12 protein-coding genes are annotated in these 21263 nt (G+C 69.7%); 5 read left to right on the plus strand and 7 right to left on the minus strand.

Annotated elements, in window-relative coordinates; translation table 11 throughout:
• Window positions 1-123 precede the first annotated feature (123 nt).
• From ACFZDA_RS34535 to ACFZDA_RS34555, 5 genes are all read left to right on the plus strand, one after another.
• Entirely contained in the window at window positions 124-1032 is a 909-nt protein-coding gene (locus tag ACFZDA_RS34535; protein ID WP_391089258.1) for a LysR substrate-binding domain-containing protein, read from the plus strand.
• A gap of 344 nt (window positions 1033-1376) precedes the next feature.
• The gene (locus ACFZDA_RS34540; RefSeq protein ID WP_391089259.1) at window positions 1377-3533 is read left to right on the plus strand and encodes a beta-galactosidase; all 2157 of its coding nucleotides are present in this window, start codon (window positions 1377-1379) and stop codon (window positions 3531-3533) included.
• Between the two features lie 352 nt (window positions 3534-3885).
• Window positions 3886-5550 carry an extracellular solute-binding protein gene (locus ACFZDA_RS34545; protein WP_391089260.1) on the plus strand — a complete coding sequence of 555 codons (1665 nt, stop codon included), beginning with the start codon at window positions 3886-3888 and terminating at the stop codon, window positions 5548-5550.
• Window positions 5550-6596, plus strand: coding sequence for an ABC transporter permease subunit (locus ACFZDA_RS34550; RefSeq protein WP_391089261.1), 1047 nt, complete (start codon window positions 5550-5552; stop codon window positions 6594-6596). The genes ACFZDA_RS34545 and ACFZDA_RS34550 overlap by 1 nt, the downstream gene beginning before the upstream one ends.
• Window positions 6593-7519 (plus strand): carbohydrate ABC transporter permease, encoded by a 927-nt coding sequence (locus tag ACFZDA_RS34555; protein ID WP_391089263.1) that lies wholly within the window; start codon window positions 6593-6595, stop codon window positions 7517-7519. The genes ACFZDA_RS34550 and ACFZDA_RS34555 overlap by 4 nt, the downstream gene beginning before the upstream one ends.
• 77 nt (window positions 7520-7596) lie before the next feature.
• Here the strand turns inward: ACFZDA_RS34555 and ACFZDA_RS34560 are convergent, their stop codons facing one another.
• The 7 genes from ACFZDA_RS34560 to ACFZDA_RS34590 form a co-directional block, all read right to left on the minus strand.
• Entirely contained in the window at window positions 7597-9624 is a 2028-nt protein-coding gene (locus ACFZDA_RS34560) for a non-reducing end alpha-L-arabinofuranosidase family hydrolase (protein WP_391089265.1), read from the minus strand.
• Between the two features lie 50 nt (window positions 9625-9674).
• Window positions 9675-11267, minus strand: a complete 1593-nt coding sequence (locus tag ACFZDA_RS34565) for a family 43 glycosylhydrolase (RefSeq protein WP_391089267.1) — start codon at window positions 11265-11267, stop codon at window positions 9675-9677.
• Between the two features lie 411 nt (window positions 11268-11678).
• Window positions 11679-13454: a cellulase family glycosylhydrolase gene (locus ACFZDA_RS34570; protein ID WP_391089269.1), complete on the minus strand. Its 1776-nt coding sequence runs from the start codon at window positions 13452-13454 to the stop codon at window positions 11679-11681.
• 43 nt (window positions 13455-13497) lie between these two features.
• A complete protein-coding gene (locus ACFZDA_RS34575; RefSeq protein ID WP_391089270.1) occupies window positions 13498-15018 on the minus strand; it encodes a family 43 glycosylhydrolase in 1521 nt (506 codons plus the stop codon).
• A 42-nt stretch (window positions 15019-15060) separates the two neighbouring features.
• Window positions 15061-17196: an alpha-galactosidase gene (locus tag ACFZDA_RS34580; protein ID WP_391089272.1), complete on the minus strand. Its 2136-nt coding sequence runs from the start codon at window positions 17194-17196 to the stop codon at window positions 15061-15063.
• Between the two features lie 180 nt (window positions 17197-17376).
• Entirely contained in the window at window positions 17377-18483 is a 1107-nt protein-coding gene (locus ACFZDA_RS34585) for a ricin-type beta-trefoil lectin domain protein (protein ID WP_391089274.1), read from the minus strand.
• Between the two features lie 224 nt (window positions 18484-18707).
• Window positions 18708-21161 carry a SpoIIE family protein phosphatase gene (locus ACFZDA_RS34590; RefSeq protein WP_391089276.1) on the minus strand — a complete coding sequence of 818 codons (2454 nt, stop codon included), beginning with the start codon at window positions 21159-21161 and terminating at the stop codon, window positions 18708-18710.
• Between the last annotated feature and the right edge of the window lie 102 nt (window positions 21162-21263).

Genomic DNA, 21263 nt, shown 5'->3' on the forward strand with positions numbered 1-21263 from the left:
CTCATGGCAGCCCCGACGGCACTTCCGTGCGGGGTGCGATCCACACTGGGCTCGAAGAGCGTGAAGTACAATCTCGGAAATCTGCACAGCTATTAAGTTGCAGTTAATGCTGGAGGTGGTGCGGTGCTGGACGTCCGGCGCATCCTGCTCTTCACCGAAGTCGCCCGCCGGGGCTCGGTCACCGCGACCGCACGGGCCCTCAACTACACGCCGTCAGCCGTGTCCCAGCAGGTCAGCCGCCTGGAAGCGGAGGCCGGGCAGCCCCTGTTGGAACGCCACGCGCGGGGCGTCACGCTCACCGACGCGGGCCGCGCACTGGCCGAGCGCGGGGAGCGGATCGAGCGCGAACTGACGGCCGCGCAGAACGAGCTCGCCGACTTCGCGGGACTGCGCGCGGGCACGCTCCGGGTCGGAACCTTCCCCACCGTCGGCGCCTCCCTCCTCCCACGGGCCGTGATCGCCTTCCGGGAAGCGCACCCCGAGGTACGGCTGACCGTGCGCAGTGCTCGCATCGCGGGTCTGTGGGCGATGCTGGAGAACCGGGAAATCGAGATGTCCCTGATGTGGGACTACGACTGGAACCGCATCGACCGCGAGGACATCGCCGTCACCTCACTCGCTGACGACCCGCCGGCCCTCCTCGTCAGCGACGGCCATCCCCTCGCCGGCCGTTCTTCGGCCGCCCTCGCCGACTTCGCGGACGACCCCTGGATCACCCGTGCCGAGAACCACCCGGTGGCCGAGGCCCTCGCCCGCAGCTGCCACGCGGCCGGTTTCGAGCCGCAGATCGCCTACGAGGCCCACGACTACCAGGAGGCCCAGGCCATGGTCGCCGCGGGCATCGGCGTCGCCCTCGCACCCACCCTCGCCCTGGAAGGCATCCGGGCCGGCGTCAGCGTCCTGCCTCTCCAACCGCCCGCCCCCGTACGCCGTATCCTCCTGGTCCGCATGAGCGACCACGTCCTGACGCCTGCCGCCCAGGCCTTCGCGGGGTTCCTGCGCGACGCCGCCTCGGTCGGCGCGGCGTCATGACGGTCAGCCGTTCGCGCCAGGGCGCCGGCCGCGGAGCGAACCGGACCCGGGCGAAGTCAGCGGCGTGAAACAAGTCCGGATCACTGCTCTCCTGCGAGCCGCCGCGCCATCGTTTCGGACTGGTCCTCAACCATCGCCCAGGCAGAAGGCCGACGGAAGGCACAAGGGGCGGGGCAGGGCGTACACAGGGACGTCACCAAGTCTCATTCCAGAGGAGTGTTGTCCGTGCGGCCTGCCTGGTGAAGCGCTTCGATGATTCACCCGCCCTTGTGTCGCCATAAGTTCCTTATTACCTTGCAGGCGCCAGGTGAAGCGCTTCGACGACCGGCTCTGGAAGGCCTCTCATGACTGAACTGCCCGCGCGCGTCCTGTTCGGCGCCGCCTATTACCACGAGTACCAGCCGTACGAGCGGCTCAAGACCGACCTCGATCTCATGGCGGAGGCGAAGTTCACCGTCATCCGCGTCGGCGAGTCGGTCTGGTCCACCTGGGAGCCGGAGAACGGCCGCTTCGAGCTCGACTGGCTGCAACCCGTCCTCGACGGCGCCCACGAGCGCGGCATCTCCGTCGTCCTCGGAACTCCCACCTACGCGGTGCCGCCGTGGCTGGCCCGGCAGTACCCGGAGATCGCCGCCGAGGACGCCACCGGGCGCCGCGCCGCGTGGGGCGGCCGGCAGGAGGTCGACTTCACGCACCCCGCCTTCCGTTTCCACGCGGAGCGGGTCATCCGCGCGATCGTGGCCCGTTACGCCGCCCACCCCGCGGTCATCGGCTTCCAGGTCGACAACGAGCCCGGCCCGCGACTGCCGCACAACCACGGTGTCTTCCAGCGGTTCGTGGACGACCTGCGGCAGCGCTACGGCGATGTGGAGACCCTCAACCGCGAATGGGGACTGGTGTACTGGTCGCACCGGCTGTCCACCTGGGCCGACCTGTGGACCCCTGAGGGCAACGCGCAGCCGCAGTACGACCTGGCCTGGCAGGCCTTCCAGGCGCGCCAGACCACCGAGTTCATCGCCTGGCAGGCAGGCATCGTGCGCGAGTACGCGCGGCCCGGCCAGTTCGTCACCACATGCCTCGCCTACGGCTCTCCCGGCCTGGAGGACGACGAGCTCACCGACAGCCTGGACATCACCGCGGGCAACCCGTACTACGACATGCAGGACAGCCTCACGATGCCCGAGCCGCCGCGCGAGAAGCTGCCGCAGCAGTGGATGGCGTACGGGGCGTGGGCGCTGCACCACAGCGCCGACCGGATCTACTCCTCCCGCCAGGAGCCGTTCCTGATCACGGAGACCAACGCCCAGGCCATCGGCGGCACCTCCGACAACCGGCCCGCCTTCGACGGGCAGTGGCGGCAGGCCGCGTGGGCGCTGGTCGCGCGCGGGGCCCGCATGATCGAGTACTGGCACTGGCACACGCTGCACTTCGGCACTGAGACGTACTGGGGCGGGATCCTCCCGCACAGCGGCCGGCCGGGGCGCGTTTACCGCGAACTGGCCCGGCTGGGCGCTGAGTTCGAGCGCGCCGGGGACCTGGTCGCGGGGATCACACCGGACGCCGACATCGCGATGGTGTACTCGGCGCCGAGCAAGTGGCTGATGCGCAAGTACCCGCCGCTCGCCGGCCCCGACGGCGGTCCGGACGCTGGTGCCTACGAGGGCATCTTCGAGCCGTTCCACCGGGGCGCGTTCGAGGCCGGGCGCCAGGTACGGATCCTGCACACACGCCAGTTGCACGACCCGCGCGGCGAACGCCCAGGGCCGGCACCCGAGTCGGCGGCCGAGCTGCACCCCGTGCTCATCGCTCCCGCGCTGTACGTGGCGGACGACGGGATGCTCGACTGGCTCGGCGCCTACGCTGAGGCCGGCGGCCACCTCGTCCTCGGCCCCCGCACCGGCTACGGCGACCACGAGGCGCGGGCCCGCCACGAGGTGACACCGGCACGACTGGTGCGGGCCGCGGGCGTCCGGTACGACGAGTTCAGCAACCTGCACACCGACCTGCCGCTGCGCACCCCGCCGGACAGCCCGCTCCGGCTGCCCGCCGGCGCGGTGGCCACCCGTTGGGTGGAGGGCCTGGCCGTCGAGGACGCCGACGTCCTGGCCGAGTACGACCACCCGCACTTCGGGCGCTGGCCCGCCGTCACCACCCGCCGCCACGGCGCGGGCCGCGTCACGTGCGTCGGCACCGTGCCCGGCCGCGATCTGGCCCGCGCGCTCGCCGCGTGGCTCGCGCCCTCCCCGTGCGGCGGCTGGCAGGACCTGCCGGACTCGGTCACCGTCGCCACTGGCACCGCCCCCGACGGCCGGCGCGTCCATGTCGTCCACAACTGGAGGTGGCAGCCGGCCACCGCCCAGGCCCCGTTGGACCTGACCGACGCCCTGGACGGCAGTGTGGTCCCGCCCGGTGCGCCCGTGCGGCTCGGTGCCTGGGACGTCCGCGTCCTCGCCGCCGCACCGGAGTCCGCCGCACCGGGGTCCGCCGCGCGGGAGCGGTGACGCGAGCCCTTCCTCGAACGCGGTCCTGAAGAAGCCGAGTCCGGCACCGTGACCTTCCGGTGCCGGACTCCTTTTTGACGTTGTTGTGACGTTGAGTGGCCGACACATGGGATCTGTTGAGATGCGGCGATGCCTTCTTTCGAAGCGCTTCGATCCACTTGGGGCGCCAAACCCGCCTCCTCGCCCCTCCGATACCGAGGAGAAATCTTGGATTCTACCCCTTGTGCCCCCATGGGCGTTCACCTAACCTCAGGCGACATCGAAGCGCTTCGACTGTGATTCGACGTCTCAGTGATGGGACGTTCGATGTAGCTCAGCCAGTTCCAGCGGTGTGCCACGAAGGGTTGACGCAATGACGCCGAATGCCGCCTCCTCCGGACCGAACCGGAGAAGCTTCCTCGCCTCCACGGCGGTCGCCACCGCAGCGGTGGCCGGGGGAATGCCGCTGCTCACCGCCTGCAGCGGTTCGGACAGCGGCTCGCGAGAGGGCGCCACGGCGGGCAAGGCCGCCGACAAGCTGCTCCCGACACACGTCGCCAGCACGATCGCCAAGCCGGACCTTCCGTCGAAGAACGGTTCGGCGGACGGCTACACCGGCAAGGTCGATCTCGCGGCCCTCACCACCTCGGTACCGGACAAGCTCGGCACCGGCGCCCCCTTCAAGATCATGGCCCCGTTCTGGGGGAGCCCGCCGAAGCCCGGGTGCGCGTACTACAGGGCGGTCGACGCGGCGGCGGGCACCAAGGTCACCTGGCAGAACCAGGACGGCAACACGTACGGCGACAAGCTCGGCGCCGTCCTCGCCTCCAGCTCCCTGCCCGACATGGTGGTCGTGCCCAGCTGGGAACTGAACAACAGCAAGATCGGGAGCGCGGTCGCCGCGAAGTGCATGGACCTCGGCCCCTACCTGGCGGGCGACAAGGTCAAGAAGTACCCGAACCTGGCCGCGATACCGTCCGACGCCTGGCGCATGGGCATCTTCGGCGGCGCGCTGCGCGGCATTCCGATGCCCACCGCCCCCGCGAGCGTCATCGTCCCCTACTACCGCAAGGACATCTTCGAGAAGAAGGGGTACTCCGTACCCAAGTCGGCCGACGAGTTCCTCAGCTGGGCCAAGGACGCGACCAGCGCCAAGGCCAAGGTGTACGCCTGCGGTGACATCTCCTGGATCGCGGGCAACATCTTCGGCGTCGCGCCCAACTGGAACATCGATGACGACGGCAAGCTGCGGTACAGCATCGAGCGTCCCGAGTACCTCGAATCCCTGGCGTGGGTCCGCAAGCTGTTCGACGCCGGCGTGGTCCACCCCGACGACAGGGCGCGCACCGGCGACGTGGGCCAGCGGTTCACCGCCGGACAGATCCTGGTCTGCACCGGCGACCTGTCCTTCTGGTACGTCAAGGCCGCCGAACAGGCCCGGGCCAACCCGGAGTTCCAGATCGACGGCATGGATCTCTTCGGTGCCGACGGCGGCAACCCGACGACGTACGCGTCCGCGCCCGCCAACATCTGGTCGATGATCCGCAAGGGCGCCTCCAAGGAAACGGTCGAGAACGCCCTGGCCGCCGCGAACTTCGCTGCAGCGCCCTACGGCACCAAGGAGCGGATGCTCGTCGACTACGGCGTCGAGGGCAGCCACTACGCGGTCAAGGACGGCACTCCGGTCAAGACCGAACAGGGCAACAGCGAGGTGGTCAACGCCTGGGCGATGCTCGCGGCCCCGGCGCCCTACCTCGCGCACCCCGACCTCCCCGAAGTCGCCCGCGCGCAGGTCGAGTGGCAGCAGCGGATGGGTGCCTTCTTGAAGAAGACCTCCATCTACGGCATGACCATCATCGAGCCGGCCCGCTACGCCAACCTCTCCAGCCAGCTCGAGCAGCTGCAGATCGACTACGTGCGCGGCAACAAGAAGATGTCCGACGTCCAGGCCTTCATCGCCAACTGGAAGTCCTCCGGCGGTGACAAGCTACGCGACTGGTACAAGGAGCTCATCGACAAGAACGGCAGTGGCAACTGATGTCGCTGACCACCGGGAGCAGGCCGGACGGGACCCGTCCCCCCGCGGCCGTCGAGGAGCCGGCGGCCGCGGTCGCCGCCGCCAAGGCGCGGGTGCCGCGCGGGACGGGCAAAGCCGGAAAGGTCCCGTTCCGGGTCCGGTGGCACCGCGATCGCGCGCTCATCCTGATGACGCTGCCCCTCATCGCGCTGCTCCTCGTCTTCCACTACGTCCCGCTGCTCGGCAACGTCATCGCCTTCCAGGAGTACGACCCGTACATCGCGGGCAACGGGATCACTGCGATCTTCCACAGCCCGTGGGTGGGCCTGGACCAGGTCGTGCGGATGGTCGAGGACCCGCTGTTCTGGGATGCCACGCAGAACACCCTCCTGCTGTTCGTGATCCAGCTCGCGCTGTTCTTCCCCGTGCCCATCGCCCTCGCGCTGCTCATCAACAGCGTGATACGGCCCCGGGTGAGGGCCGTGGCGCAGGCGATCATGTACCTGCCCCACTTCTTCTCCTGGGTCCTCGTGATCACCGTCTTCCAGCAGATCTTCGGCGGCGCGGGCATCATCGCCCAGACCCTGGAGAACCACGGCGTGAGCGGCTTCGACCTGATGACCGACGCGGACCTGTTCAAGTGGCTGGTCACCGCGGAGGCCGTGTGGAAGGACGCCGGCTGGGGGATCATCGTCTTCCTCGCCGCGCTGTCCGCCGTCAGCACGGATCTGTACGAGGCCGCCGCCATGGACGGCGCCGGGCGCTGGCGGCGCATGTGGCACGTGACGCTGCCCGCACTGCGCCCGGTGATCGCGCTCCTGCTGGTCCTGCGGGTGGGCGACGCATTGAGCGTCGGCTTCGAGCAGTACCTGCTCCAGCGGGACGCGGTCGGCGCGGGAGCCGCCGAGGTCCTCGATACCTACGTATGGAACATGGGAATCAAGAACGGCGACTTCAGTTACGCGGCTGCGGTCGGCCTCGTCAAGGGGGTCATCGGCGTCGCTCTCGTCCTGGGCGCGAACAAGTTCGCGCACCTGCTGGGCGAGCAGGGGGTGTACAAGAAGTGAGTCTCAACACCACGCTCATCCGCAGCCTCAAGGCGCCGCCCCGGCCGGTGTGGGAGGAGCCGCCCAGCAAGGCCGGACTCACCGCGAAGGGCGGCCTGCTGCTCCTGTGCTGCCTCGGCGTACTGGGTCCGCTGTGGATCGTGGTCGTCACCAGCCTCTCCCCGAAGTCGGTGATCGACCAGGTCGGCGGCCTGGTCGTGATCCCCCGCGGCATCACCTTCGTCAACTACACGGAACTGCTGAGCGGCGGACAGGTCAGCCGGGCGATCATGGTCTCGGTCGGGGTCACCTTCTTCGGCACCCTGTTCTCCATGGCGGTCTCGGTCCTCGGCGCTTACGGCCTGTCCCGGCCGGGGAGCCTCGGTCACCGGTACTTCCTGATGACCATCATGGCCACCATGTTCTTCGGGGCCGGCCTCATCCCGACGTATCTCCTGGTGCAGGCGCTCGGCCTCACCGACACCTATCTGTCGCTGATCCTTCCGAGCGCGGTCAGCGTCTTCAACGTCCTCGTCCTGCGCGCCTTCTTCATGGGGATCTCCCCCGAACTCACCGAGTCCGCCCGCATCGACGGGGCCGGCGAGCTGCGGATCCTGCTGACCATCATCGTGCCGCTGTCGCGGGCGGTGATCGCGGTCATCTCCCTGTTCTATGCGGTCGGTTACTGGAGTGCCTGGTTCAACGCCTCCATCTACCTCTCCGACCAGGAGATGCTGCCGCTGCAGAACGTGCTCATCCAACTGGTGCAGAAGAACACCGAGGCGCCGACCGGCCTCCAGCAGGCGGTCCGCACCGGCCAACTCTCCTCCCTGGGACTGCAGATGGCCGTCATGGTCCTCGCCCTGATCCCCGTCGCGGTGGCCTCCCCCTTCGTCCAGCGGCACTTCAAGAAGGGCATGCTCACGGGGGCCATCAAGGGCTGACGCCAGTGGCACGAGGCGAGCGCTCCACCACCGGCATGGGCCCCGCACGAACGGCGGGGCCCACGGCCGTCGAGGTGTCAGCAGGTGGAGTTGGTCTGGGTGAGCAGGCCCAGCCGCCACGGCAGATTGTTGTAGTCACCGCCGGCGTTGGGATCCTTGCCCTGGTACAGGTACTGCAGCCTGCAAGCCGGGATCGTGAGCGTCTGGTCGTTGCCGGCGCGGATCATCTCGCCGTGACTGATGTCCCGGGTCCAGGTACCGGCGGGGAACGTCACGTTGTTGGACTTGGCGAAGGGGTTGCCTTCGGACGCCGCCAGCGGGGACCACGAGCCGGCGAGGCTGTTCGAGGTCCAGGAGCGGAAGTAGCGCCGGCCGTCCGAGGCGATGGCCTCGACGAGGAGCAGGTACTGGTTACTGCCCTGCACCCTGTAGACGTTGCTCGCTTCGAACATGGCGTACTTGGAGTCCCGCGCCGCGATGACGGTGTTGGTGAAGCCGTTCGGGAACTGGCCGACGGTCGTCTGGGAACGGTACAGGTGCCCGTTGTCGTCGGAGGAGAACAGGTAGCAGTTGGCGCTGTCGCAGATCACCCACATGTCGACCCAGAAGCCGTTGCCGATGTTCTGCCGGATGATGTCCGGCATCGACGAGTAGAAGTTGCGCGGTGCGCTCCACCCGTTGGGGTTGCTGATGTCGGGGTTGGTGGAGTACGAGGCGTTGCCCGTCTGGTAGACGAGGTACCACAGCTTCTGCGGCGCGTAGTAGAAGACCTGCGGTGCGGCCCGGTACCCGGAGCCGATGGCAGTGCGGTCGAGGTAGTGGTGGGTGGCCGACCCGGCCTGCGACCAGTCACTGAAGTTCAGGTACACCAGGTTGTACCCGGAGGAACTCGCGGTGCTCGCGAACACGTGGTACTTGCCGTTGTGGTAGACCACCGACGGGTCCTTGATCCCGGCGATCCTGTGGGTCGCGTCCGGCTTGGGGGAGATCAGGGATCCGCTCGAGTTCCAGCGGAACGAGGAGGGCAGTGCGGCGGCGGACCGGGGCGAACGGGTGTCAGCCCGCTGCGCCGCGGCCGAGCCGCCCAGTGCGTTGAGCGTTGCCTGGTAGGCCGGTTTCTTGTTGCCGTTGCGGTCGAACAGCAACGGGTTCTCCCCGCTGCGCCAGGAGTCGCTGTCGCGGATGCCCCAGACGGTGATGCCGGTGCAGCGCGGCACGTTCATGCAGGCCCGCACCGTGTTCGCGTACGCGTTCGGCGACGCCTGCGCGATGTCCAGCTCGGTGATCTGCACGTCCACGCCGAGCGCGGCGAAGTTCGCCAGCGTCGTCTGGAAGCTGCCGGGGGGACCACCGGCGCCGAAGTGGGACTGGAGGCCGACGCAGTCGATGGGCACGCCGCGCGCCTTGAAGTCGCGGACCATGCGGTAGACGCCCTGGGTCTTGGCGTCGTTCCAGTTCTCGATGCTGTAGTCGTTGTAGCAGAGCTTGGCAGCCGGGTCGGCCGACCGCGCGGTGCGGAAGGCCTGCTCCAGGAAGCCGGTGCCCAGGACGTCCCGGAAGACCGAGCCGCGCAGCTGGCCGCTGCCTCCGTCGGCGAAGGCCTCGTTGACCACGTCCCAGGAGTGGATCCGGCCCTTGTAGTGGTTCATCACCGTGGTGATGTGGTTGTTCATCACGCCGCGCAGCGTGTTCGCGTCCCTGATGCCCTTGACCCAGTCGGGCAGTTGCTGGTGCCACACCAGCGTGTGGCCGCGCATGCGCTGGCCGTGGGCCGCCGCGCGGTTCACGATCTGGTCGGCGGCGCCGAAGGTGAACTGTCCGCGGGAGCGCTCGGTCGCGTCCCACTTCATCTCGTTCTCGGGCGTGACCGAGTTGAACTCGCGGTCCAGGATGCCGGTGTACCTGCCGTCGCCGAGCCTTCCGGCGGCCACCGCGGTCCCGAAGTACCGTCCGGACTGGGCGGCTTGGGCCCCGAGCGTGGAGGCCCGGGCGGCGTCGGGTGCGTCGGGTGCGGCGGTCGCGGCACCGGGCGTCACCAGGGCGCCCAGGGCCAGCAGGGATAACACCGACGCTCGGCGCCGGCCGAGCCGTTTCAGCGGGTTCATGCTTCTCCTCGTGGTGGGGGGTGTTGGGTGGTGCGGTCGGTGGGATGGGATCAGGGCGTCGACAGCTCGAACCGCAGGACGCGGACCGCCCCGCCGAGCGCCTGGGTGGCGTGGTTGAAGAGGGCGAATCGGTAGCCCATGAAGAACCGCCAGTCGTTGCCCAGGGAGAAGGCGGGCCCGAGGCGGGTGAACCGGGTGCCGTCGGTGCTGTAGGAGAAGGTGCCGGGGCGGGCGGCGCCGGGGCGGATGTCCGCGCTCGCGCGCAGCCAGACGCGGCCGCCGGAGACGGGCGCGCTCGCGACCTCGGTGCCGGTGCCGGTGGTGTTCCAGTTGCCGTCCATGGTCAGCCCGTTGACCATCACCAACCGTGTCGCGCCGCCGTCGCGCTTGACGCCGATCCAGGCGGAGGAGTCACGCAGCAGCGCGAGTCCGGCCCGGTCGCCGTCACGCATCGCCGAGACGTCGAGCAGGGCCGTCGCGGTGGAGGTGGGACCCTGGATGCGGTGCGTGAGCGTGTTGCGCGCCCAGTACAGGTCGTTGGTGACGGTCGCGGTCCGCAGCGTCAGTCCGTTGTCGACGGACCACTTGGTGTTGTCCGGGTTGTGGTTCCACTCCCACCTCGGCTTGAGGCGCGTGCCGTCGAAGGTGTCCACGCCGGTCATGGGGGTGACCTGGCGGGGCGGAGCGGGCACGGCCGGACTGGGATACGACGTGCCCCAGGCACCGTTCACCAGTTGCACGACGGGCCAGCCGTCCGCAGTCCACGTGACCGGTGCCAGGGCGGGCATCCGGCCGCCGGGGTAGGCGTCCACGAAGGCCATGTAGTACCAGGCGCCGCTCTGCGTCTGGACCAGCCCGCCCTGGTGCGGGACGCCACCGCCGGGGATCGGCCCGCGCAGATCGAGCAGGACCTGGCGCATCGTGTACGGGCCGAAGGGGCCACTCGACGACTTCAGGATGTACTGGCCGTTGGCCGGGCGGGTCAGGAAGATGTAGTACTGCCCGTTGATCTTGTAGAAGCGGGAGCCCTCCAGAGTGCCGACACTCGACGGTGTGCTGAACACCTGCTGTGTGCGGACCTGGGAGCGCCCGTCGCGCGAGAGCTGGGCCACGTTGATGGTGGTGTTCCCGTACGCCACGTAGAGGGTGTCGTCGGTGTCGACGAGCAGTCCCGCGTCGTAGTAGGGCGTGCCGATCGTCGTGAGCCGGCTCCACGGACCCTCGACGTCGGTGGCGGTGTAGACGTACGTCCTGGCGAAGTCGATCTGGCCGAGCCAGTAGAAGGTCCTGTTGCTCGGCCGGTAAGCCAGCGACGACGCCCAGATGCCCCGGACGTAGCCACGGGCGCCGTTCAGGTCGTACTTGGCGCCGAAGTCGAGGACGGGCACCGAGTGACCGGCGATCTCCCAGTTCACCAGGTCGTACGAACGCAGGAGAGGCGCGCCCGGCGAGTAGTGCATCGTCGAGGCGGAGGCGTAGTAGGTGGCGCCGACGCGGATGACGTCGATGTCCGCGAAGTCCTGCCAGATGACCGGGTTCGTGTACGCCGCGGCGGCCGCGGCGGTTCCGGGGGCTCCGGCCGACGGCAGGAAGGCACCGGTGACCAGGCCGGTGCCGACGGCCAGTGCCTGACGGCGATCCATGTATTGACGAGGGCATGACATATCCATGTGCCGCTCCCTCTGGTGGTGTTCGGGGTGGCGAACGGTAATCGACTGCTGAGCATCCTGGATGCTAGGGGGTTCAGAGCTCCCGTCAATACGTCTCGCATGATTCGTTCGTATCGCCGAAATGTTTCGCCGATCCGGGCCTGTGATCAGGGTGCCGACGGACATCCCGAACGCTCGCAGAAGTTGACGGTCCCTGCTTCCTCTCCAGCGTCCGTGGCGTCGACGATCCGAAAGCAGGGCGAAATTTCGAATCCAGATAGTGTCATGCCCATGCCAAAAACCGGTAGCGGTGCCACATCCATCCCCTGTCTCGGTCCCCGGTGCACACAGACGCCGATGCCCTGGTTGCCGGGGAGGTGGCAACCAGGGCGAGGGGCGGGTCGGTCAGGAGATGGGCGGGACGTGCGTGCCGGTGACCGAGTCTCCGGACTTCTTGACGTGATACATGACCTTCTTGCCGCTGTAGAAGTTGAAGGTCAGCGTCACCAGTTCACCGTCGCGCAGCGAGTCCAGGAACTCGGGCTTCAGGATGATCGTGCCGTTGCGGTAGTCCGGCGAGAAGGTCGCGTTGAACTCCTGGTACGCGGTCCAGTCCTTCGGGCCGGCGTAGCTGCCGTCGCCGTACCTGGCCTCCATGGCCGCCAGCACGTCACCCTTGTACTGCGTGGGGATCGACAGCGCGTCGGTGTCGCCCGTGGCGTCGGACAGCACCGGCTCGTCGTAGGTGACCACCTCGATCTGCCAGGGCAGCCCGCGGGAGAACCGGGCCTGGAGCGTGGCGTTCACCCCGTAATCGCGGTCGCCCGACAGCCGGGTCAGCGCGCCGGCCGTGAGGATGAGCCGCGTCTGGTCGAAGAGGGTGTAGTCCCGTCCCTCGACGAGCTTGGTCTCGCCGTGCCACAGGCCCCGGAACTTGGTCCCGTTCAGATTCAGGGTGACCCCCTTGGCGGTGATCGGCTCCTTCTTCTCCAAGAACACCTTGTCGAAGGAGGCCGTTGCCGAACGGGTGGTCCAGCTGGACTTGATCCAGGCCATCAGAGCGGGGTCCGACCACTTCAGGGTCTCCCGGTTCAGGTAGGCCCAGGTTCCGGGGTCCCACAGCGCGGTGGTGACTCCGGCGAGGCGCGTCGCGTGTCCGACGTGCTCGTAGTACTTCAGCGCCTCGCCCCGCTCGACGCGGGAAGGATGGTTGTGGTCGGGGTAGCCGAGCAGGCCCAGCTCACCGACGTAGACGGGGATGCCCCTGGCGACGAAGGTGTCGCGCATGCGGGCGAAGGCGTCGTTGAGGTCGCTCTGAGCGGCGTGGTCGTAGTGGGTGCCGCCCGCGATGTTCACGCTGAACGGGTACCAGCTGTAGTAGTGCACGGTGGCGACCAGCTGACGGTCGTTCAGCGACTTGATCGTGGTGTACAGGTCGTCCATGAGCACCTGGGACGGGGTGCCGCCCTGTGTGGTCAGGACGAGCAGGCGGCCCTTGTTCCCGCCGCCCGAAGCGCGGACGATCGTGTGGAACGAGGTGTTCAGCTCGTTCATGAGCCGGGTCTTCTGCGCGGCCGTGGCGTTGTCGAAGCTCGGCTCGTTGACGCTCTCGAAGAGCAGGGTGCGCGGCTCGTCCCGGAACGCGGCGGAGATCTGGGTCCACAGGGCGTTGTACCGGGCGAGCACGTTGTCGTGGTCGGTGGGGATCTTCGAGATCCAGTCCCACGAGTCGTGGTGGACGTTGAGCACGACGTAGAGGTTCTCGGCCTGCGCCCAGTCGACCACCTGCTTGACGCGGCTCATGTACGCGGCTTCGACGGCGTAGGGCGCGGTGGCGGACTGGTGGGCGCTCCAGGTCACCGGGATGCGGACGCTGCGGAAGCCCTCCGCCCGGATGGTCTTGAACAGCTCCCTGGTGGCCTTGGGATTGCCCCAGGACGTCTCGTCCGGCATCGCGTCCAGGGTGTTGCCCAGGTTCCAGCTGGGCTGCATCGCCGCGACGGCGTCCATGGCGCGGGCCGGAACCCGGGCCGTGGAGCCTGCTTGCCGGGCCGTGCCGCCGGGCGCGGCGAGCGCGGTGCTGCCGGACAGTCCCAGGATGACGAGCAGCGTCATCAGCAGACCGGCCAGGCGGCCGGGGCCGCGTCTGCGGCGGTGTGCGGGTTGCCGTATGCCCTTCATATGGCATGCCTTTCGGTCGAGCGCAGGGGGAGGGGAACCTGGTTCAGCCGTCGAGGGGCTCGTAGTCGAACCAGTCGAAGTGGACGGTTCCTTCGGCGACGTACATGCCGATGACCCGGCCGGTGAAGCCGCCGGCGACCTCGGTCGACAGGTAGCGGCCGTCGAGGGCCGCGAGTTCGGTGAGCGTGCCGTCGGGCTGCTCGACGCCGAGGGAGACGATGTCGGGTCCCGTGCACGGGCCGTGCGGTGGCGGCGGGTCCGTGATCGTGACGGCGAGGACCACCGGCCCGGCGGGCACGGACTGCGCGGCCACGACCGTGCGCAACGAGCCGACCCGCGCGATCACCTGGACCTGTGTGCCCGACACCTCGATCTCGTAGTGGTGCCGCTCGTCGAGCCGCACGGCGAGCCCGCCCCGTCCCTGCCCGGCGTCGACGACGGTGCGCGCCCGGCAGGAGAGGTGCTGCTGGCGGCGGCCGGTGAACACCACGTCGGGCTCGTCCAGGGAGCCGCCCCGCGCGCGGAGCGTCAGCCATCCGGGGCGCTCCTTGGTGGTGCAGTGCTCGGCGGGCCGGTCGCGCACGGAGATCCAGTACGGCCGCAGTTCGGCGAGCTCGAAGTCGTCCCGGTGCTCCTGGACCGGGCCGGGGGAGAGCGGCCACGGGAGCTCGGGCAGGTCCAGGGCGACCTCGCCGACGACCGGCCAGTCGTCCACCCAGGTCACGGGGGCCAGGAACGTCTCCCGGCCGAGCACGTGCCAGCCCGGGGTGCCGCCGCCCGGCCGCACGCCGAGCAGCACCATCCACCAGGAGCCGTCGGGCCCTTGGACCAGGTCGGCGTGCCCGGTGTTCTGGACGGGGTGGTCGGTGCCGCGATGGGTGAGGACCGGGTTGGCCGGACACGGCTCGAACGGGCCGTGGGGGGTACGGCCGCGGGCGATCGACACGCCGTGGCCGCGCTCGGTGCCGCCCTCGGCGATGAGCAGGTACCAGTAGTCGCCGATCCGGTACAGGTGCGGCGCCTCCGGGGCCTTGGCGCCGGGCCCGCCGGACCAGAGCTTGTGCGGTGTCCCGTACGTCTGCCCGGTGGAGGGGTCGAGGCGGACCTGCGAGACCCCGGCGACCGTGCACCAGCAGGTGCCGTCCTCGTCCCAGACCAGGTCGGGATCGATGCCGGGGACACCCGGCGCCGGGATGGGGTCCGACCAGGGTCCGGCGGGGTCGGTGGCCGTGACGATCAGATTGCCGCCGCCCTCGCCGCAGTTGGTGACGATCAGCCAGAAACGGCCGTCGTGGTGGCGCAGGGTGGGGGCGTAGATCCCGCCGGAGGACCAGGCGCCCGACAGGGGCAGCTGCTCCGGCCGGTCCAGGACGTTGCCGATCTGCGTCCAGTGCACCAGGTCACGGCTGTGGAAGAGGGGCACCCCGGGGAAGTACTCGAAGCTGGAGCAGGCGAGGTAGTAGTCGTCGCCGACGCGGCAGACACTGGGGTCGGGGTGGAAGCCGGGGAGCACGGGGTTCGCGGGGTCGGCGACGCGTCCGTCCGGCTGACTCAGAGGGGGCACCCGAGAGGTCCCTTCGTCGATTCGTGATGCGGGATGGGTGGTTCAGGAAGCGCCGGCGTCCGTGGGCGTGATGCGGAGCAGAACGGCGGACGGCGCGGCGGGCAGGGTCAGACTCAGCTCGGCCGTCTCGGGCGTCCAGGCGCAGACGGCCCGGCTGACCGAGGGATAGAGCAGGTCGACACGGGCGGCGGTGTCCCGCAGGTGGGGCAGGCGCAGCGGCGCCGTGGTGTCGGTGCCGGGGCGGCGCCAGGCGGTGAGGTACGTGGTGGCGGGAGTGCGCAGGGCCAGGGCGATCCAGGGGTCGTCCCAGGTGGGAAGGCCCAGCGGCCAGCACGGCACGGCGTGCGGCAGGTCGGCGCGGATGGCCTTGTACGCCGCTACCGCCTCGTGGACCAGGGCACGGGCCTGCGGGGCGAGTTCGGGAATCCGCCCGGAGAGATGGATCCGGCCGAGGAGCGCATTGGCCATGGTGAAGGCCACCTCGTCGAGGGAGTCCTCCGGCTGGGGGTAGGCCCAGACGGCGCCCTGCTCCGGGGTGACGGCAGTGGGCGCGGACGCCGCGATCGGCGCGTAGAGGTGGAGGTTCTGCTGATCGCTGGTGGACTGCAGCTGCATCCGCGACAGCAGGGCGTGGTCCCAGCGCATGCCGCCGGAGGAGCAGTTCTCCACCACCAGGTGCGGATAGCGGTCCAGGATGCCGTCGAGCCAGTCGAGGTGCGCCCGGTTGTGGCCGAGAAGACCGGCGCCGGGGGTCTCGCCGGGGTGGGCGCTGGTGCCCGAGCCGGGGTCGATGTTGTGGTCGAGCTTGAGGTAGCCGACGCCCCACTCGCCGACCAGGCGGTCCACGACCTGGTCCAGGTGGGCACGGGCGGCCGGGTGGCGCAGGTCCAGGTGGTGCCGGCCGGTCTCCGTGACGCGGACGCCGTCGCGGCGGAAGAACGCCTCGTCGGGCAGGGACGTGGCCATGGGGCTGCGGACGCCGATCACCTCCGGCTCCAGCCACAGGCCGGGAACCATGCCGCGCTCCCGGATGCGGTCCAGCACCTCGTGGATCCCCTTCTCCCCGGGGAATCGTGAGGCGGCCGGTTCCCAGGCGCCGACGGTGGTCCACCAGCCGCCGTTGTCGTTGTCGTACCAGCCGGCGTCGATGACGAAGTACTCGGCGCCCGCGTCGGCCGCCGCGTCGATGTGCGGCAGCAGCTTCTCCGTCGTGGGGTCGCCCATCAGGCAGTTCATGTAGTCGTTGAAGATGACGGGCAGGCGCTGGTGGTCGGCGTGCGGGCGGCGCTGGGCGCGGCGGTAGCGGGTCAGCGCGGCGAATGCCTCGTCGGGACCGCCGTCGGCGCTGAAGGACAGGGCGGCGGGCACGGTGCGGAAGACGGCGCCGGGTTCGAGGGAGTGCCGCCAGCCGTGGTGGGTGTCGGTGGGTCCGAACAGCGCCGTGTAGGCCGCCCTGTCCCGCTCGCCGCACTCCCAGTGCCAGCCCCCGCCATTGTGCTCGATCTGCCATACCCAGGTGCGGCCGGTGCGGCGGTCCGTCAGGCCGCCCATGGGGAGGTGTCCGCAACTGGACCAGGTGCCTTGTCCGTTGAGGGCGAAGCCGGCCTTGCCGTGCGCGTTGCTCACGCGCCCGCTGTGGACCGGTGTGGTCAGGCGCATCGGCTGTCGCTGCCAGCGGCATTCGGTGAGCCAGTCGTTCTCCGCCCACAGCAGGTTCGCGGCGTCGATGGCCGCCGGGTCCTGCGGGGTGAGGCCGCCCACCACGAGCGAGCTGGCCGACTCCAGGTGCAGCGCGGTCCGCCCTTCGTTGCGCAGGGTCACCTCGCTGCGGAGCACGGGGATGCCGTCCGGTGACCGGTAGGTCACCTCCGCGGCCAATCCGGTTTCCGGCTCGTGAAGTTGGACGGTCAGCGTGTGCCAGTCGCCGTCGCGGGTCGCGCGGTGGGACCGGTGGCGCAGACGCCGGCCGAGATCGGTGCCCACGAGGAGGCTGCCCGACCAGCCACGGCCGTGGCCCGCGGCCGTCACCTCCACCAGGGGCAGGGACGCACCCGGGACTCTCCGCGCTTCGCCGGGCAGCCCGAGGTGCGTGAGGCTCGGGCTGCCGTCGTCATCGAGGGCGATCTCGAGGTGAAGGGCCTCGTGCCCCCAGTGGAAGGTCCCTTGTTCCTTGGACATGTCGGCCCTTTCGGCGGCTGTCGAAGCGCTTCACTGCCACGCGCAAGGTAACGGACAAATTTCATGTGGAACAAGGGGTTGGACCGCTACACGCAAGCTACTGCTGGGTTTATTGCTGTCTGTCTGGATGAATGACCTAGTCGAAGCGCTTCGACACCCACCTCGTACTGAGGGCGCGGGTCATCCGGCGGCCAGAGTGGTCCACTTCTGGTTGGAGCCGCCGTTGCAGTCCCACAGCTGGAGCTGCGTGCCGTCGGCCGTGGAGGAGCCCGGGACGTCGAGGCAGCGGCCGGAGGCGGGGTTGCGGTAGCCGCCGTTGTAGGGCTGCCATACCTGGTTGGAGCCGCCGTTGCAGCTCCAGGTCTGCACCTTCGTGCCGTTGGCGGTGCCCCAGCCCGCGGCGTCGAGGCACTTGCCCATGGAGCGCAGGGTGCCGTCGGTGTAGGCGGACCAGAGTTGGTTGGCGGAGTTGCCGCAGCCCCAGATCTGGACGGCGGCCCCGTCGGCGGTGCTCGCGCCGTTGACATCCAGGCACTTGCCGGCGATGCCGGAGGACACGCGGGCGGGGGCTGGGGCGGGGTTCCTCAGCCACCCGGCGCCGTCCGCCTCCCGGACGCCGCGGTGGAAGGCGTCGGCCATCTTCTGGTACCCCGCGTCGTTGGGATGCAGGGTGTCGGCCAGATCGGCCGTGGTCAGACCGCTCATGTCCACGAACGCCACATGCTTGCCCGCGGACTGCGCGTCCCTCACGATCTGAGGGATCGCCTGGTTGTACGCGGCCCGGTACTGCTCCTCCGAGCCGCTGGTGGACACGACCAGGGAGGCCACGAGGACGGTGGCGTCGGGGGCCGCGGCGGTGACCTGGCCGACCAGTGACTTCAGCCGGGCGGTGGCGGTGGAGACCTGGTAGCTCTCGTTGAGGTCGTTGGTGCCGATCATCAGCGTCACGACGTTGGGCCGGTAGCGCGTCAGCGAGGCGTCGGCCAGCGCCGCGATCTGGTGGATCTTGTATCCGGGGTGGCCTTCGTTGTCGGGGTCGGACATCGAACCGCTCCGCACCGTGCCGACGAAGTCCAGCGGATGGCCATCCGCCGCGAGCTGGTTCCACAGCGGAGCCCGGTAGCCGTTGCCCGTACTGCTTCCCACGCCCCACGTGATCGAGTCGCCCAACGGCATGACCCGCAAGGGCGTGTTCGAGGCGGCGGAGGCAGGGGCCGCACCGGCCGCCGTCAGCCCGAGCGCGGCGGTGACAAGCGTGACCAGGGGGAGAAGCCAAGGCTTTCTCATGAAGGTTCCTCTTCTGTGAGTGATTGCTCAGCCTGGCCAGGCCCCTTGAGCGCACTCGTACAGATATCACGCACTATCCCTGTCTGGACATCCCATGGATGCAGGGAACCTGGGGAGGAGAGACGCAGAGGCGGGTTCTGCCCGGTTTCGTCCCAACGCACATGAAAGGGCGGGGTGTTCACCACCGCTGGCTCTCCGGTGCCGCCTCGTTTAACATCCCATGTCTAGAGCGGCTGGGGCTCGCCGAGGGACTGCGCGCACCAGATCGTCTTGCCGTCGGTGGTGTGCCGGGTGCCCCACCCCTGGGTGAGCTGGGCGACGAGCAGCAGCCCCCGGCCGCCCTCGTCGAAGGCGCGTGCCCGGCGCAGGTGCGGGGCGGTGTTGCTGGCGTCGGAGACCTCACAGATCAGGGAGGAGTCGCGAATCAGTCGCAGCATGATCGGGGGCTCGCCGTATCTGATGGCGTTGGTGACCAGTTCGCTGACCACCAGTTCGGTGACGAACGACGCCTCCTCCATGCCCCAGGCCTCCAGCTGCTCCAGGGCGAACTTCCTGGCGAGGGGCACCTGTGCGGGGTCAGGTACGACGTCCCAGTCGGCGACGTGCTGGGGATCCAGCGCGCGCGTGCGAGCGACCAGCAGGGCGGCGTCGTCGGTGCGGCGTTCGGGAAGCAGGGCGTCCAGCACCGTGTCGCACAGGCCCTCCAGCGAGGTGACCGAGTGGTCCAGGACCCGCAGCAGCTCGGCGGCCCCCTGGTCGACGTCACGCTCACGGCTCTCCACCAGTCCGTCCGAGTAGAGGGCGAGCAGGCTGTCCTCGGGCAGTTCGAGTTCCGTGGCCTCGAACGGCAGCCCGCCGATGCCGAGCGGTGGTCCCGGCTGCGCGGGCGCCGGGATCCTGGTGCCGTCCGGGGAGATGATCAGCGGCAGCGGATGACCTGCGCTCGCCATCGTGAAGCGCCGGGAGACCGGGTCGTAGACGGTGTACAGGCAGGTGGCCCCGAACTCGCCGGTCGGCTGGAAGCGGCCGGCGGGCTGGAGGTCGCTGGCGAGGTGGATGACCAGGTCGTCCAGGTGGGTCAGCAGCTCGTCCGGCGGCAGGTCCACGTCGGCCAGCGTGCGGACCGCCGTGCGCAGCCGCCCCATGCTGGCCGAGGCGTGCAGGCCGTGACCGACCACATCGCCGACGACCAGGGCGACCCGCGCGCCGGAGAGCGGAATGACGTCGAACCAGTCGCCGCCCACTTCCGCGCCGGTCCCGGCGGGCAGGTAGCGGGATGCCACCTTGAGCGCCTCCTGGCTGGGCAGCTGCTGCAGCAGCAGACTGCGCTGCAGCGTCAGTGCGGTCGTGCGCTCGCGCGAGTACCGGCGGGCGTTGTCGATGGCGACGGCCGCCTTGGCGGTCAGCTCCTCGGCGAGGATCAGGTCGTCGGCGGTGAAGGCCTCGGGCCGGTCGCTGCGGGAGAACGCGACCACGCCGAGCAGCGCGCCGCGGGCCCGCAGCGGCACGGTGATCCGGCCGGTCAGCCCTTGCGCGGTGATCGACTCGTCGATCAACGGGTTGCCCGGCGGCCAGTGGGCCGGGTCGGCGGCGAGGCCGGGCCCGAAGGCCCATTCGCCGCCCTCGCCCGGTTCGGCGGCGAGCTGCACCGTGGACCTGCCGGTGGCCATGCAGCGGGCGGCGACGGAATCGGGATCGTGGCTGACTGGCATGGGGGGCCCGGGAGCCCGGTCGGTGTCACACGTCGCGTTGTGCCGGGCGACGCGGCTGAGCGCGACGGCCCCGCCGGAGGCTGAGGCGGGGGAACGGGGCGGTTCCTCGCCCCGCAGCACCTCGTCGAAGAGATCCACGGTGACGGAGTCGACGAATCCCGGCACGGAGGTCCGAGCCAGTTCCTGGGCGGTGCCGATCACGTCGAGTGTCCGGCCGATGCCGCGGCTGGCCTCGTTGAGCATGAGCAGGCGCTGCCTGGCCCAGTACTCCGCGCTCATGTCGAATCCCCAGTTGGCGACCGCGCGGACCCTGCCCTCGGCATCCCGGACGGGCCAGATGCTGGTGGCCCAGGCGTTGGCGTAGTTACTGCCGAGCGGTTGGAAGACGGTGATGAGACGTGCGGGCTTGCCCGTCCTCGCCACTTCGGCGAGCTGGTCGGTGTAGGGCTTGTCGTCCCTTTCGGGGAACAGTCCGCGGTCGAATTCGGGCAGCACCTCGCGGTACTTCTTACCGAGCACTTGCTCCTCGGAGTGCGCGATCACCCGGCCCGAGGAGGCGTTGATCCATAGAAACCGCAGCTCAGGGTCGTAGGCGCCCAGAGCGAAGGGGCTCTGCTCGAAGGCCAGGTCGGCGATCACCGGGCGGCGATCCCAGCGCTGGACAGTCACCGCATGGCCCAGTGCCCGGCCGTCGGCGCCGAACAGCGGGTGAGTCGACACCAGAGCGTCCACGGTGGAGCCGTCCCGGTGGCGCAGAGGGATGAGGGCCGTAAGATCGGGGCTGCCGTCGGAGCTCTCCGGGAAGCCGGGTGGCGGGGGAGCGGCCAGCAGGTCGGTCACGGGGTGCCCGACGGCGTCCTGAGCCGTCCAGCCCAGCAGCCGCCGCCCGCTCTCGCTCCAGCCGCTCACCACGCCGTCCGGGCCCACCACGAGCGCGGCAGCGCTGGCATCCTGCCTGCCGGCCATGTCCACGCGCCTCGCCTCCGTCCGGACACCTCGCCCGTCAGGGCCGGTTTCCAGCCGCAGCTTCCAGCCTAGGTCGGCTTCTGCCCCACGGCGCTCCGGCAG

This window comes from Streptomyces sp. NPDC007991 (assembly GCF_042958445.1).
Classification (GTDB): Bacteria; Actinomycetota; Actinomycetes; order Streptomycetales; family Streptomycetaceae; genus Streptomyces.

Coding starts and splice junctions, on each gene's coding strand:
- ACFZDA_RS34540 (WP_391089259.1), top strand. CDS start 1,377: ATGACTGAACTGCCCGCGCGCGTCCTGTTCGGCGCCGCCTATTACCAC.
- ACFZDA_RS34545 (WP_391089260.1), top strand. CDS start 3,886: ATGACGCCGAATGCCGCCTCCTCCGGACCGAACCGGAGAAGCTTCCTC.
- ACFZDA_RS34550 (WP_391089261.1), top strand. CDS start 5,550: ATGTCGCTGACCACCGGGAGCAGGCCGGACGGGACCCGTCCCCCCGCG.
- ACFZDA_RS34560 (WP_391089265.1), bottom strand. CDS start 9,624: ATGAACCCGCTGAAACGGCTCGGCCGGCGCCGAGCGTCGGTGTTATCC.
- ACFZDA_RS34565 (WP_391089267.1), bottom strand. CDS start 11,267: ATGGATCGCCGTCAGGCACTGGCCGTCGGCACCGGCCTGGTCACCGGT.
- ACFZDA_RS34570 (WP_391089269.1), bottom strand. CDS start 13,454: ATGAAGGGCATACGGCAACCCGCACACCGCCGCAGACGCGGCCCCGGC.
- ACFZDA_RS34580 (WP_391089272.1), bottom strand. CDS start 17,196: ATGTCCAAGGAACAAGGGACCTTCCACTGGGGGCACGAGGCCCTTCAC.
- ACFZDA_RS34585 (WP_391089274.1), bottom strand. CDS start 18,483: ATGAGAAAGCCTTGGCTTCTCCCCCTGGTCACGCTTGTCACCGCCGCG.
- ACFZDA_RS34590 (WP_391089276.1), bottom strand. CDS start 21,161: ATGGCCGGCAGGCAGGATGCCAGCGCTGCCGCGCTCGTGGTGGGCCCG.